This window comes from Brachybacterium sp. GCM10030268 (assembly GCF_042666305.1).
Taxonomy (GTDB): Bacteria; Actinomycetota; Actinomycetes; order Actinomycetales; family Dermabacteraceae; genus Brachybacterium.
Map to the genome: position 1 here is coordinate 110,283 of NZ_JBHTCW010000008.1, position 13,984 is coordinate 124,266.

General features: G+C 73.7%; 13 protein-coding genes. 8 read left to right on the forward strand and 5 right to left on the reverse strand.

All coding sequences use genetic code 11. From position 1 onward, the window contains the following. Positions 1-80 precede the first annotated feature (80 nt). The 3 genes from ACFQRD_RS12260 to ACFQRD_RS12270 all read left to right on the forward strand — a co-directional run bounded on the left by ACFQRD_RS12260 (position 81) and on the right by ACFQRD_RS12270 (position 3,828). The gene (locus tag ACFQRD_RS12260) at positions 81-1,397 is read left to right on the forward strand and encodes an acetyl-CoA C-acetyltransferase (RefSeq protein WP_377019954.1); all 1,317 of its coding nucleotides are present in this window, start codon (positions 81-83) and stop codon (positions 1,395-1,397) included. A gap of 95 nt (positions 1,398-1,492) precedes the next feature. After that, the gene (locus ACFQRD_RS12265; protein ID WP_377793097.1) at positions 1,493-2,833 is read left to right on the forward strand and encodes a 3-oxoacyl-ACP reductase; all 1,341 of its coding nucleotides are present in this window, start codon (positions 1,493-1,495) and stop codon (positions 2,831-2,833) included. A gap of 5 nt (positions 2,834-2,838) precedes the next feature. Next, positions 2,839-3,828 (forward strand): MaoC/PaaZ C-terminal domain-containing protein, encoded by a 990-nt coding sequence (locus ACFQRD_RS12270; protein WP_377804366.1) that lies wholly within the window; start codon positions 2,839-2,841, stop codon positions 3,826-3,828. An 18-nt stretch (positions 3,829-3,846) separates the two neighbouring features. Here the strand turns inward: ACFQRD_RS12270 and ACFQRD_RS12275 are convergent, their stop codons facing one another. After that, positions 3,847-4,824 carry a nucleoside hydrolase gene (locus ACFQRD_RS12275; protein ID WP_377804368.1) on the reverse strand — a complete coding sequence of 326 codons (978 nt, stop codon included), beginning with the start codon at positions 4,822-4,824 and terminating at the stop codon, positions 3,847-3,849. A gap of 93 nt (positions 4,825-4,917) precedes the next feature. Between ACFQRD_RS12275 and ACFQRD_RS12280 the strand changes: the two genes are divergently transcribed. After that, positions 4,918-5,964, forward strand: a complete 1,047-nt coding sequence (locus tag ACFQRD_RS12280; protein ID WP_377019949.1) for a pirin family protein — start codon at positions 4,918-4,920, stop codon at positions 5,962-5,964. An 11-nt stretch (positions 5,965-5,975) separates the two neighbouring features. After that, on the forward strand, positions 5,976-7,217 hold the full coding sequence (locus ACFQRD_RS12285) for a class I SAM-dependent methyltransferase (RefSeq protein ID WP_377804370.1): 1,242 nt from the start codon (positions 5,976-5,978) through the stop codon (positions 7,215-7,217). Positions 7,218-7,229: 12 nt separating this feature from the next. On the opposite strand, the gene purQ is transcribed toward ACFQRD_RS12285, so the two are convergent. After that, positions 7,230-7,955 (reverse strand): phosphoribosylformylglycinamidine synthase subunit PurQ, encoded by a 726-nt coding sequence (gene purQ, locus ACFQRD_RS12290; RefSeq protein WP_377804372.1) that lies wholly within the window; start codon positions 7,953-7,955, stop codon positions 7,230-7,232. Further along, a complete protein-coding gene (gene purS / locus ACFQRD_RS12295; protein ID WP_377019946.1) occupies positions 7,955-8,230 on the reverse strand; it encodes a phosphoribosylformylglycinamidine synthase subunit PurS in 276 nt (91 codons plus the stop codon). The genes purQ and purS overlap by 1 nt, the downstream gene beginning before the upstream one ends. Before the next feature lie 224 nt (positions 8,231-8,454). Here purS and ACFQRD_RS12300 point away from each other — a divergent pair, with 224 nt between their 5' ends. The 3 genes from ACFQRD_RS12300 to ACFQRD_RS12310 all read left to right on the forward strand — a co-directional run bounded on the left by ACFQRD_RS12300 (position 8,455) and on the right by ACFQRD_RS12310 (position 11,702). Beyond that, the gene (locus ACFQRD_RS12300) at positions 8,455-10,134 is read left to right on the forward strand and encodes a RecQ family ATP-dependent DNA helicase (RefSeq protein WP_377804374.1); all 1,680 of its coding nucleotides are present in this window, start codon (positions 8,455-8,457) and stop codon (positions 10,132-10,134) included. Between the two features lie 149 nt (positions 10,135-10,283). Beyond that, a complete protein-coding gene (locus ACFQRD_RS12305; protein WP_377804375.1) occupies positions 10,284-11,009 on the forward strand; it encodes an MBL fold metallo-hydrolase in 726 nt (241 codons plus the stop codon). 39 nt (positions 11,010-11,048) lie between these two features. Further along, entirely contained in the window at positions 11,049-11,702 is a 654-nt protein-coding gene (locus ACFQRD_RS12310) for a protein-L-isoaspartate O-methyltransferase (RefSeq protein WP_377804376.1), read from the forward strand. Positions 11,703-11,705: 3 nt separating this feature from the next. Here the strand turns inward: ACFQRD_RS12310 and ACFQRD_RS12315 are convergent, their stop codons facing one another. After that, complete coding sequence (locus ACFQRD_RS12315) at positions 11,706-12,623, reverse strand: phosphoribosylaminoimidazolesuccinocarboxamide synthase (protein ID WP_377019941.1); 918 nt, start codon at positions 12,621-12,623, stop codon at positions 11,706-11,708. Then, positions 12,620-13,903 carry a phosphoribosylamine--glycine ligase gene (gene purD / locus ACFQRD_RS12320; protein ID WP_377019939.1) on the reverse strand — a complete coding sequence of 428 codons (1,284 nt, stop codon included), beginning with the start codon at positions 13,901-13,903 and terminating at the stop codon, positions 12,620-12,622. The genes ACFQRD_RS12315 and purD overlap by 4 nt, the downstream gene beginning before the upstream one ends. Between the last annotated feature and the right edge of the window lie 81 nt (positions 13,904-13,984).

Genomic DNA, 13,984 nt, shown 5'->3' on the forward strand with positions numbered 1-13,984 from the left:
CCGCAGAATCTGGTTCCGCGTCTCCCGACGACCCGACGAGACGTTCTCTGACGAAGAGTCCCACGAAGAGGTGCACAGCAGTGAATGATTTCCCGCGCGAGGCTCTGATCCTCGGTGGCAACCGCATCCCGTTCGCCCGCGCCGGCGGCGCCTACGCTGGCATCTCCAACCAGGATCTGCTCACCGCGACCCTCGAGGGCCTGGTGGCGCGCTTCGGCCTGCAGGGCGCGAAGCTCGGCGAGGTCGCCGGGGGCGCGGTCCTCAAGCTGGCCGGCGACCTGAACCTCACCCGCGAGAGCGCGCTGGGCACGCCGCTGGATCCCCGCACCCCGGCGATCGACCTGTCCAAGGCGTGCGCGACCAGCCTGGAGACGGTCGTCCACATCTCCAACCGGATCCAGTTGGGACAGATCGACTCCGGCATCGCCTGCGGCGTCGACTCCGCCTCGGATTCCCCGATCGAGGTCACCCCGCGCCTGCGCCGGATCCTGCACCGCGCGTTCTCCGCCAAGACCGCCGTGCAGCGCCTCAAGGCACTCGGTGCGATCCGCCCGGCGGACCTCGCCCCGGTCCCGCCGCGCAACGGAGAGCCCCGTACCGGGCTCTCGATGGGTGAGCACATGGCTCTGACCGCTGCTCAGTGGGGCATCGACCGCCAGGCCCAGGACGAGCTCGCGCTCGCCTCCCATCAGCATCTTGCCGCGGCCTACGACGCCGGCTTCTTCGACGACCTGGTCACCGGGTACCGCGGTCTCGCCCGCGACCAGAACCTCCGCCCGGACTCGTCGCTCGAGAAGCTCGCCTCGCTCAAGCCCGTCTTCGGGACGAAGTCCCCGCAGGTCGCCGAACCGACCATGACGGCCGGGAACTCGACGCCCCTGACCGACGGCGCCTCCTCCGTGCTGATGGGCAGCCGGGAATGGGCCGACGAGCGCGGCCTGCGGCCGCTGGCCCGCGTGGTCGATGCCCGCACCGCGGCGGTCGACTTCGTCCACGGTCAGGAAGGGCTGCTGATGGCACCCGTCTACGCGGTGCCGGAGCTGCTCGACGACCACGGCCTGACCCTGCAGGATCTGGACTTCTACGAGATCCACGAGGCCTTCGCCGCCACCGTGCTGGCGACCCTGAAGGCCTGGGAGTCCGACGAGTTCTGCCGCGAGCGGCTCGACCGGGGCGGCGCGCTGGGCGCCATCGACCGCAGCAAGCTCAACGTCGCCGGCTCCTCGCTCGCGGCCGGGCACCCCTTCGCCGCCACCGGCGGGCGCATCGTGGCGACCCTGGCGAAGCTTCTCGACGAGCGTGCCCGGGAGACCGGCCGCGTCCAGCGCGGCCTGGTCTCGGTGTGCGCCGCCGCCGGCCAGGGCACCGTCGCGCTGCTGGAGTCCGTCGCGCCCTGATCCGCCCGCGCGCCGGCCCGGTCATGCGCCGGCCCGGCCGCGCACCGACCCCGCCCCGGCGCCGCCGAGCGCGCCCCACGCCTCCTGGAGGACTCATGACCGACGCCTACACCCGCTTCGTCCGCTCCGGCCCGGGCAGGTTCATCGCCTCCCGCGCCGGCCTGCCCCGGCCCGCGCCGCTGCCGCGCCGCGGCGACCGGCCCGAACCCGTGCTGGGGCCGGTCGTCGTGCTCGGGGAATCGGAGGGCGCCGACGCCGTGGCGCACCTGCTGCTGTCCTGGGGAGCCGATGTCCGGCGCCGCTTCGAGGAGCTGCGCACCGTCGGCTCCGTGGTCGCCGTGCTCGACGAGGTCTCCACCCCCTCGGACCTCGGCCGGATCCTGCTGCCGCTGGCCGGCGCGATGCGCTCGCTCGCGCCCGGCGCCCGCGTGGTGACGATCTCCCGGCCCGCGCGCGGTGAGGACCCGGCCCGTGACGCCGCCCGTGGCGGGGTCGAAGGGTTCCTGCGCTCACTCGCCCACGAGATGCGCGGCGGGGCCACCGCCAACGGCATCCTGGTCGCGGACGGGGTCGGCCTGGACGCGCCGGGCGTGACGGGCGCCCTGAGGTTCCTGCTCTCGGCCCGCAGCGCCTTCGTCGCCGGCCAGTTCCTCACCGTCTCGAGCGAGGCCGGCTCGGCCACCGGGGACGCCGCCGCGCCGCTGGCCGGACGCACCGCCCTGGTCACCGGCGCCGCCCGCGGCATCGGCGCGGCCATCGCCCGCACCCTTGCGGCCGACGGCGCCCGGCTCGTGGTCCTGGACGTGCCCGCCGCCGGCACCGAGCTCTCCCGTCTGGCCAATGAGCTCCGCGCCGTACCGATCCAGCTCGACGTCACCTCCGACGGTGCCGGGGACCGGCTGATCTCGTTCCTGCGCGAGCGCTCCCTGGTGCTGGACGCGGTGGTGCTGAATGCCGGCATCACCCGCGACAAGCTCTTCGCCAACATGACCCCGCAGAAGTGGGACCCCGTGCTCGCGGTGAACATCGCCAGCCAGATCACCCTCACCGAGGCACTGATCGAGGCCGGTGATGTGCTCGGCGATCAGCCTCGCGTGGTCTCGCTGGCCTCGACCAGCGGAATCGCCGGCAACCGGGGTCAGACGAACTATGCGGCCTCCAAGGCCGGCGTGATCGCCTTCGTCGAGGCGCTCGCCGCCCGCCTGGAGCCCGTCGGCGGCACCGCGAACGCCGTCGCCCCCGGGTTCATCGAGACGGAGATGACCGCGCGGATGCCGGCGGTCTCCCGGGAGGTCGCCCGGCGTCTGAACTCCCTGCAGCAGGGCGGCCTGCCGGTGGACGTGGCCGAGGCGATCTCGTTCCTGTCCTCCGCCGAGGCCGGGGGCCTCCGCGGCGAGACGCTGCGGGTGTGCGGACAGAACCTGGTGGGGAGGTGAGCGCTATGACCTCCGCCTCGTCCGAGCCCTCCCGCGAGCGGGTCAAGGACCTCGCCGACGTCCCCTCGTTCCCCGCCGTGTACGCCGCCGCGCTGGATCCTCGCTCGAACCGCGGCCGCGCGCGAGGCCCGCGGAGCCCCCGGAGCTCGAGGGGCGCGGCGGGCGCGGCCGCCCCTGCGGCTCTCCCCGAGGTCACCTACCGGGTGCGCGGCGTGCGACTGGACGCCGAGCGCGCCCGCGACTTCGACCATCTTCTGGGCGGGCCGGCCACGGATCTCGTCCACCCCGGCGTGCTGCACGTCCTCGCCTTCCCGGTCTCCCTCGCCCTGATGGCCCGGCGCGACTTCCCCTTCGCGCTGCTGGGCCTGGTCCATCTGCGCAACCAGGTCCTCCAGCACCGCCCGGTGCGGGTCGGGGAGCTGGTGGACGTCGAGTGCCGGGTCAGGGACCTGCGGCCCCACCGCAAGGGCCGGACCTTCGAGGCCGTCTCCACCATCCTCGGCCAGGACGGCGAGATCATCGCCACGGACGTCTCGACGTACCTGGCCAAGGGCGACGGCGCCGCGGACGGCGACCGCGACCAGGGCGGCGGGAGCTCCGGCGAACCCACCGCGCGCCGGGACTTCGAGCCGCCGCGGCCGACCGGGCGCTGGCGGCTGCCGGCGGACACCGGTCGCCGCTACGCCGCGGTCTCCGGTGACGTCAACCCGATCCATCTCTCGGCCCTCAGCGCCCGGGCGTTCGGCTTCCCGCGGGCGATCGCGCACGGGATGTACACCGCCTCGCGTGCCTTCACCGAGTCACGCGTGGACCTCTCCCGTCCGCTGCGCTGGGACGTCTCCTTCGACGCGCCCGTCACGCTGCCGGGCACCGTGCTGGTGGCCTACGAGGATCACGACGAGAGCGGCTCGGTCCGCTGCGTGGGCTGGCGCGCGGCGTCCTCGGGGAAGGGGCCGCGCCGCTGCTTCGAAGTGGAGGTCACGACGCTGGGCTGAGCGTTCCGTCCCCGCCGCTCAGAGCGACCGGCTCCCGCCGCTCAGAGCCTCCTGCAGCACGTGGAGCAGGTGGTCGATGAACTCCTCGGGACGCACGTCCGTCAGCACGTCCACGTTCGGTGTGCGTCCCCACCGGCCCAGCTCGTCGCCGACGGTCTGTCCCCTGGTCAGCATGCCGGTCAGCTCCACATCCACCGCCAGCGGTCTCGTGCGCGCGAAATCACCGGTGGCCGCATGAGCGGCCACCAGCGGGTCGTGGACGTGCGCTATCCAGCCGAACCCGTCGGCCTGATGGAACTCGAAGTACCAGCGCAGCGCGTCGACCAGGATCGTGGCCACCGGGTGACCGGTGCGGTCGGCGGTCCCCTGGAGCCGGCTGAGGGTCGCGGAGGTGAAACGGACCGTCTCCGTGGCCTCGAGGGAGCCCAGCACCGGCCGCTGCGGGGCGCCGGTGAACGCCGCGAGCACCTGCTGTGCGGCCTCGGGATCCACGGCGATGTTCCACTCGCTGGTCGGGCCGGTATTGCCGCGATGATTGATGGCCCCGCCCATGATGTGCAGCCTCCGCAGCAGACGGGGCAGCTCCGGGTCCAGTTCCAGGGCGAGGGCGAGGTTCGTGTGCGGGCCGAGCACCAGGCCGACGAGCTCGCCCGGATGCGCCCGCGCCGTCTCGACCCACAGCTGCGCGCCCTCGCGCGGGTCGCCGCTGGTCGTCGGCTCCGGCAGATGCGCATGGCCGAGTCCCTGGGGGCCGTGGGTGTCGTCGGCCGTCATCAGGTCGGCGGTCAGCGGGGCGGCCGCCCCACGGGAGACCGGGGCGTCGATGCCGAGCAGCTCGGCCAGGACCAGGTTGTTGCGGTGGACGGCCGCGACCTCGACGTTGCCGGCGCTCGAGACGACCCCCGCGATCCGGACGTCGGGATGGCCGGCGAGGTAGGTCAGGGCGATCGCGTCGTCGATCCCGGTGTCGCAGTCGACGAGGACGGGGAGAGTCATGGCCTCAGCGTACGGACCCCGGCACGGGGAGCACCGTCAGGGGACTGGATCGGGCCGGGCTCTGTTCGGGCTCCGCCCGCCTAGACTCGACCCATGAGCCCGCTGACCGACTTCCTCCTGCTCAGCCCACGGGAGGTCCCCCTGGGCGGGCCGCGGGGGATGAGCGTGCACCGCACCCTGCCCGCGAAGGAGACCTCGCTGATCGGCGCATGGTGCTTCGCCGACCACTTCGGGCCCGACGACGTCTCCACCGGCGGCGGCATGCAGGTGGCGCGGCATCCGCATACGGGGCTGGCGACCGTGTCGTGGCTGTTCGAGGGCGCGATCACGCATCGGGACTCGATCGGCAGCCACGCCCTGGTGCGCCCCGGCGACGTCGACATGATGGCCGCCGGAGCGGGCATCACCCACTCGGAGTTCTCCACCAACGACACCACCGTCCTGCACGGCGTCCAGCTCTGGTACGCCCTGCCCGAACGCACCCGCTTCACCACCCGCGAGTTCGCGATGCACACCCCCGCCCCGCGCGCCACCGACACGGCTCGGATACGGGTGGGCATGGGGCGCCTGCGAGCGGTGGACGAGGCCGGCGACGTGCTCGAGGACCACAGCCCGCTGAGGACCGACACCGAGCTGTCGATGGCGCAGATCGATCTGGGCGCCGGCGCGTCCCTGCGCCTCGACCTCGAGCCCGGCCACGAGCACGGCGTGCTCGTCGACCGCGGCCGGGCGCTGCTGCGCACCGGGGCGCGCTCCCTCGACGCGGGCCGCGGCGAGCTCGCGGTGCTGCCCGACGGCGCCGATCACCTGGAGCTCCGCGCCGACGACGGGGAGGACCTCCGCGTGATGCTGCTCGGCGGTGAGCCGCTGGGGGAGGACATCATCATGTGGTGGAACTTCGTGGGCCGCACCCATGAGGAGATCGAGCAGTTCCGCGCCCGCTACCAGGCCGAGATCGGCGTCGAGCTCGGTCTGGAGGACGCCCCGATCGCCGGCATCGCCCGTGAGCGCGGCGGCCTCGGCGCCGAGGACGAGCAGTTCGGCCCCTTCGCCCCGCACACCCCACCGGCCATCCCGGCCCCACAGCTGCCGAACGGTCGCCTGCGTTCCCGCGGGCGAGCCGGCCGCCCCACCGCATGACGGAGCACCCCATGACACATCCCGACCCCGACCACGGCGGATCCCGTGCCGACGTGAGCACGCCTGCTCCCGCTGATCGGCCCGCCCCGGCCGCCTCCGGCGGCCCCGACCAGACCGACCGGGTGATCCTGCGGACGGCGGCCGACGAGCAGGGGCTCTCCGGTCCCGGCCCCGTGCTCGTCCTCGACGACGTCACCGGAGAGCTCACTGCGGCGGCGCTCGCCGAGCACGCCGAAGCGGCTGCCGACGGCTCGGCGCCGGTGATCTCCTGGGCCGGCTCGGACGCGACGACCGACGCCCTCCGCCGCCGGTTCCGCGACGAGATCGCCGCGGGCCGTCTCCAGATCCCCGGCGGCGACCGCCCGATCCCGGTCGCCGACGTGGCGGTCTCGGCCCGGCCCCACCTGGCCCTGATGCGACTGCCGAAGGCTCTGGCCGACCTCGAGCATCGCTGCCGTGACCTCGCCGGGGCCGGCGAGGTCACGCTGGTCGCCGGGGGCCGCGTCAAGCACATGACCCGCAGCCAGAACGAGGTGCTCGCCCGCGTCTTCGCCGAGGTCCACGCCTCACGAGGCCTGGGGAAGTCCCGGGCACTGGTCGCGTCCTCTCCCCGCGAGCACATCGAACCGGCCGCGACGGCGACCGGCATCGCGCGGGTCCGGGTGCGCGGCCAGGAGCGCGACCTCGCGGTGCGCGGCATCGGAGGAGTGTTCGGCGGGGCCTCGGCCGATGCCGGCAGCCTACTGCTGCTCGAGGCCCTGGACCGCAGCCTGCCGGGAGCGACGGGCCCAGCCGGGGAACCCGATGCCGCCACCACGATCAGCGCGATCGATCTGGGCAGCGGCAACGGGCTGCTGACCGCCTATCTTGCGGCGGCGCTGCCCGCGGCGCGGGTGCTGGCCAGCGACGACGATGCCGACGCCGTCGCCTCCACGCGGGCGACCCTGGCCGCGAACGGCCTCGCTCGAGAGAGCATCGCGGTGACCTGGGACGCATCCCTGTCCCGGGTGGCCGACGGCACCGCGGACCTGGTCGTGCTGAACCCGCCATTCCACGCCGGCACCGCCATCGACGCCACCCTGGTGCACGGGCTGCTGGATGCGGCGGCACGAGTGCTGCGGCCGGGCGGACAGCTGTGGTTCGTCCACAACTCCTACCTGCGCTATCGGCCGGAGGTCGAGCAGCGCGTCGGGCCGGTGCGTCAGCAGGCCCGCGACCGGCGCTTCACCGTGCTCTCGGCGACGCGCGCCTGAGCATCCCCGGTCTCAGGCGGCGAGGCTGCCCAGCACCGAGGTGAACAGGCCCAGCCCGTCGGTGCCGGTGCGGGTGCCCGCTCCGGGCTCGTCGGGCCCGAAGCCGGCCTCGACGGCGTGCTCGGGGTGCGGCATCAGGCCCACGACGTTGCCCGCGGCATTGGTGATGCCGGCGATGTCGTGGCGGGAGCCGTTGGGGTTGGCCTCGAAACCGGCCGGGCCGTGGGTGGCGCCGGCGGTGTAGCGGAAGACGACGCGCCCCTCCGCCTCGAGCTCGTCCAGGGTGCGCTCGTCGGCGACGTACTGGCCGTCCTGGTTCTTCAGCGGGATCCGGATCACCTCGCCCTGCTCGAAGGCGCCGGTCCAGGCGGTGCGCGTGTTCTCGACGCGGAGCGGCTGGTCACGGCACAGGAAGGTGCGGTGGGCGTTCTTGATCATGGCACCGGGCAGCAGGTGGGCCTCGCACAGGACCTGGAAGCCGTTGCAGATGCCCAGGACGGGCATGCCGCCGCGCGCCGCGTCCACGACACGTTCCATGACGGGGGAGAACCGGCTGATCGCCCCGGCGCGCAGATAGTCGCCGTAGGAGAAGCCCCCGGGCAGCACGACGGCGTCGACCTCGTGCAGGGAGTCCTCGCCGTGCCAGAGCGCGACGGGCTCGCCGCCGGCCAGGCGCACGGCCCGCAGGGCATCGCGATCATCCAGCGTGCCCGGGAAGGTCACCACACCGACGCGCATCAGGCCTGAGCCTCCGCGGCGGTCCGGTCGTCCTCGACCTCGAGGGCGACGACGTCCTCGATCACGGGATTGGACAGCAAGGTGGTGGCCGCCTCGCGGAGGGAGGCGAGCACCTCATCGGTGACCTCGCCGTCGACCTCGAGCTCGAACCGCTTGCCCTGGCGCACCGAGCTGATGGACGTGAAGCCCAGCCGCGGCAGGGCGGCGGCGACGGCCTTGCCCTGCGGGTCGAGGATCTCCGGCTTCGGCATGACATGGACCACGACGCGTGGCATCGGCATTCTCCTGGGGACGGCGGCCGCCGGACGGCGGGCGGAGCGGGGGACCGGGGCCCTCCCGTCCGCAGTGCATGCACCGGGACGGGGCGGCGATGCCGGCAGGCAGCTGGCATCCGGCCCCATCGTCTCCATCGTAGCCGGGTGGGACCTACCGAGCGTCCGGTGCCCGATGCGCGGAGAGGTGAACAATGGCCGCGGTGGCGCGGAGCGGAGAGGGCGAGATGGCCACAACGACGACGGGGGAGACGATGCAGGAGTCCGAGACGTCGGTGCGGAGCACGGCCCGGGACGTGTTCGGCCTGGAAGAGCTGCGCGAGGGCCAGGACGAGGCGATGACGGCCGTGGCCGAGGGCCGGGACGTGCTGGCCGTGATGCCGAGCGGGCACGGGAAGTCGGCGATCTACCAGGTGCCGGCCGTGATGCGGCAGGGCACTGCCCTGGTCATCTCGCCGCTGGTCGCCCTGCAGGCCGACCAGGTCGAGGGCCTCGAGGCCGAGCTCGGTCCGGGCCGAGCGGTCGCCGTGAACTCCTCGCTGCCGGTCTCAAGGGTCCGAGCAGCGTGGGACGCGCTGGCCGACGGCACGGCCACCTTCCTCTTCCTCGCCCCGGAGCAGCTCGCCCGGGAGGACACGATCGAGCGCCTGGCCGGCGCCGAGGTCTCCCTGATCGCCGTGGACGAGGCGCACTGCGTCTCGGCGTGGGGCCATGACTTCCGGCCCGACTACCTCGCCCTCGGGGAGACGATCCGCCGCCTCGGCCATCCGGCCGTGGTCGCGCTGACTGCGACCGCGTCCCCGGATACGCGGGCCGACATCATCGACCGGCTCGGCATGGACGATCCGGTCGAGGTGGTCCAGAGCTTCGACCGCCCCAACCTGCACCTCGCCGCGACCCATCACAGCGACCCCGACGAGCAGCACCAGGCGGTGCTCGAGCAGGTCGCCTCGCTGCCGGGGACCGGCCTGGTGTACACCGGCACCCGCCGGGACACCGAAACCTGCGCCGCCGAGCTCGCCGAGCGTGGTCTGACCACCGCGGCGTATCACGCCGGCCGCCGCGCCCGGGACCGTGACGCGATCCACGAGCAGTTTCTCGCCGGAGAGCTCGACGTGGTGGTGGCGACGTCCGCCTTCGGGATGGGCATCGACAAGCCCGACGTCCGATACGTGGTCCATGCCCAGGTCCCCGGCTCGCTGGACAGCTACTACCAGGAGATCGGTCGCGCCGGGCGCGACGGCGAGCCCGCCACCATCCACCTGCACTACCGCCCCGAGGACCTCGGGATGCAGCGCTACTTCGCCGGCGGCGCCCCCGCCTCCGAGGACGTGCGCACCGTCTTCGCCGCGATCGCGGAGCACGGTCCGATCCGGCCCGCCGCGCTGCGCGAGCACACCGGCCTGTCCGCACGCGCCCAGAAGCGCGTCACGAACCTGCTCGAGCACAGCGGCACCATCACCGTGCGCCGGGACGGGCTCCGCGCCCGCAGCGGGATCAGCGCGGATGAGGCCGAGCGGGCCGCCTCGGACCAGGCGGAGACCCGCGAGGCGATCGACGACTCCCGAATCGAACGCATCCGCGCCTACGCCGAGACCACCTCCTGCCGGCGCCGCGCGCTGCTGACCTACTTCGGGGAGGACGCCGAGGCGTACTGCGGCGCGTGCGACGTCTGCGAGAGCACGGGTGCCGAGGAGCTTCAGGAGGAACAGGCGCAGCGGCCGGACGATTTCCCGGCCGAGACCGCCGTGGTCCATCGGGAGTTCGGCAGGGGCACGGTGATGGCCGCGGAACCGGACCGTCTGACCGTGTTCTTCGAGGAGGTCGGCTACCGCGACATCGCCCTCGCCGCCATCCGGGAGGACGAGGGCCTCCTGGACCGCTCCGAGGAGGGAGCGCGCGGCTGAGGGACCCGCGCGGCCGATGCCCCGGGCCCGGTCGAACGGGTCCGCCGTCGGCCCGACGGGAGCGCCGCGATCTCACCCGGCCCCTGTGCACGGCCCGCGTGCGGCGTTAGATTCGAGGGGTCCGAGGACCCTGATGCCGGGAGGCAGCGATGAAGATCCGTCACCTCGTCCACTCGTGCCTGCTCATCGACGTCGCGGGACGCACGGTGCTGGTCGATCCGGGCGGCTTCAGCGGCGAGGCCGTCCGCGGGCTGGAGGCCGACCTGCTGTCGAGGATCGACGCGGTCGCCATCACCCACCAGCACCCCGACCATGTCGACCGCCGACTGCTCGCGGAGGTCCTCTCCCACGCCTCCGAGGCGATCGTGATCGCCGAGCCCGCGACCGCGCAGCAGCTCGCCGAACCCGCCGAGGACGCCCCGGCGGTCGAGGCGGAGAAGGTGCTGGCGCTGAGCGCCGGTACCGCGCACGAGTTCGGGCCCGTCGGTGATCACGCCTCGCTGCGCGTCCAGGCCGTCGGCGGCGATCACGCGATCATCCACCCCGACATCCCGCGGGTGGGCAACACCGGTCTCGTGCTCACCGCCGACGGCGAGCCGCGTCTGGGCATCACCGGCGACTCCCTGGAGCCTGTCCAGGAGTTCCACGGCATCGACGCGCTGGCCTTCGCGGTCGTCGCGCCGTGGTCGAAGATGGCCGAGACCATCGATTTCCTGCGCGCCGTGCGCCCCCGGCTCGCGCTGCCTGTCCACGACGCCGTGGCCAGCGACGTCGGCCGGCCCATCTACCTGCGCCAGTCCTCGAACCTCGCGCCCGAGGGCACCGAGGTGCGCGACTGGCCCGAGGACGGTGCGGTCGAGGTTCCCGCGAGCTGAGGGCGCTCGCGTGATCCGTATCCATCAGGAGGGAACGTCATGACACCCGACGACGACACCGGCACGGACGGCGCGGAGGCGATGGACGGCACGGGGGACCTGGATCCAGCAGATACCGGCGGTCGACGGGACCGCGTGGACGAGGCGTTCGAGGCCGTGCCGCGCGTCCCCTTCCTCCCCGAGGAGCTGCGCGGGTTCGCCGGTCAGGACGCGCCGCTGCCGATCGGCCACGGCCAGACGAACTCCCAGCCCTACACGGTGGCGGCCATGCTACGGCTGCTCGATGTGCGTCCCGGTCACCGCGTGCTCGACCTCGGTGCCGGGTCGGGCTGGACCACGGCGCTGCTCGCGCACCTGGTCGGCGGCGAGGGGCGCGTGATCGGGGTCGAGCGCCAGGAGGGTCTCATCGAACCGGCCCGGCGCGCCCTCGCCGAGGCGGCCCCGGAGGGCCAGGCGGAGATCCGCCCGGCCCTCCCCGGCGTGCTCGGCGCACCGGAGGACGGTCCGTTCGATCGCATCCTGGTCTCCGCCGAGGCGCAGGAGGTCCCACCGGCCTTGCTCGAGCAGCTGGCCGATCACGGCGTGATGGTGATCCCGGTGCGAACGACGATGCATCGCCTCGAGAAGCGCGGGAAGGACGTGCTGGACACCGAGCACGGCGGCTTCCGGTTCGTCCCGCTGGTCGAGGACTGACCCTCAGAACGTCCGGCCGGTGAGTCTCTCGTAGGCCTCCACGTAGCGTGCCCGGGTCTGCTCGACGACCTGGGCGGGCAGCTCCGGGGGCGGCGTGCTGGTGCCGCGATGCCAGCCGGAGGCGGGCGAGGTGAGCCAGTCCCGCACGAACTGCTTGTCCAGGCTCGGCTGCGGGCGGCCTTCGGCGTAGTCGGCGGCCGCCCAGAAGCGGCTGGAGTCGGGCGTGAGGACCTCATCGCCGAGCATGAGGGTGCCGTCGTGGCGGGAGCGGCCGAACTCGAGCTTGGTATCGGCCAGCAGGATGCCGCGCTCGCCGGCGATGTCGCGGGCCCGCTCGTAGATCGCCAGGGTCAGCGTCTCCAGCTGATCGACGAGCTCGGCCCCCAGCAGGTCGCGCGCCTGGGCGACGGTGATGTTCTCGTCGTGCTCCCCGGCCTCGGCCTTCGTCGAGGGGGTGAAGATCGCCGGATCCAGTCGCGAGGCCTCGACCAGGCCGGTCGGCAGCACGTGCCCGCCGACGGATCCGCCGGCCCGGTAGTCCGCCAGCCCGGAGCCGGTGAGGTAGCCACGGGCCACGCACTCCAGCGGCACCATGTCCAGGCCGCGGCACCGCAGCGCCCGCCCGGCCACGGGCTCGGGGACCTCCGCCGCGGAGAGCACATGGTGGGGGACGAGGTCGGCCAGCTGCTCGAACCAGAACATGCTGATCCCGGTGAGCAGGCGACCCTTGTCGGGGATGCCGGGCTGCAGCGAGTGGTCGTAGGCACTGATCCGGTCGGTGGCGACCACCAGCACTTCGGTGGCGCGCGCCGGATCGGTGCCCGCGGGCACGTACAGCTCGCGGACCTTGCCGCTGAAGGCGTGGTCCCAGCCCTCCAGCGGCGGAGCCTCGAGCAGCGGGGCGGACGAGGCGGCGCTCACGCGGCGGGTCCCTGCGCCTCGGCCGCGTCGCGGGCGATGTCGGTGCGGTGGTACGCGCCCTCGAGCTCGATCGCCTCGGCGCCCGCGAGCGCGACCTCGCGGGCCGCGGTGAGGTCCGCGCCGGTGCCGACGACGGTCAGCACGCGCCCGCCGGCGCTGACCAGGCGGCCGTCCTCGCCGAGGGCGGTGCCGGCGTGGATCACGTGGGCCCCCGCTCGTTCGGCGTCCTCGATCCCGCTGATCACGTCACCGGTGCGCGCCGCCGCGGGGTACCCGGCGGAGGCGACCACCACGGTGACCGCTGCGTCCTCGCGCCACTGCAGCGGGTCCGCGCCGGCCAGCTCGCCGCGTGCGGCGGACAGCAGCAGCGGGGCCAGGGGAGAGGCGAGACGTTCGAGGACCACCTGGGTCTCGGGGTCCCCGAAACGGGCGTTGAACTCGACCACGCGCACGCCCAGCGGGGTGAGCGCGAGGCCGCAGTAGAGCACGCCGACGAACGGGATCCCGCGGGAGGCGAGCTCGTCGATGGTGGGGCGGGCGACGGTGCGCACGACCTCGTCGGCAAGTCCCTCGGGAGCCCACGGGAGCGGGGAGTAGGCGCCCATGCCGCCCGTGTTCGGTCCCTCGTCACCGTCCAGGGCCCGCTTGAAGTCCTGGGCGGGAGCCAGCGCCACCACGTCGGTGCCGTCGCTGAGGCAGAACAGGGAGACCTCGGGGCCCTCGAGGTACTCCTCGAGGACCACGGTGCCGCCGGCGTCGAGAACGCTCCGGCCGTGTGCCGTCGCCTCCGAGCGATCACGGGTGACCACGACGCCCTTGCCTGCGGCGAGCCCGTCGGCCTTGACCACGTAGGGCAGGTCGCCGAGCGGGTTGGTCCGGTCGAAGCCGGCCTCGAGCTGGTCGATCGCGGTGACCGTCACGGAGGCGGCGGTGGGCACGCCCGCGGCGGCCATGATCTCCTTCGCCCAGGACTTCGAGCCCTCCAGGCGGGCGGCCGCGGCCGACGGGCCGAAGACCGTGAAGCCGGCCTCGCGCAGCTGATCGGCGGCACCGGCGACCAGCGGGGCCTCGGGGCCGATCACCACCAGGTCCGGGTCCAGGGTGCGGGCCAGCTCCACCTGGGCCTCGAGATCGCCGACGGCGACGTCGTGGCAGGTGGCGAGCCGGCCGATCCCGGGGTTGCCGGGGGCGGCGTGCAGCTCGGGGGCGGGGCGGTCGGCGGCGAGGCGACGGATGATCGCGTGCTCGCGGCCTCCGGAGCCGATGACGAGGATCTTCACGCGGGTCAGGGTACCCAGCGGGGCCTGCGCCCGGGCCCGTGCCCGCACTGCGACATGGCTGGGTGAGACCCGCCGCCCTCC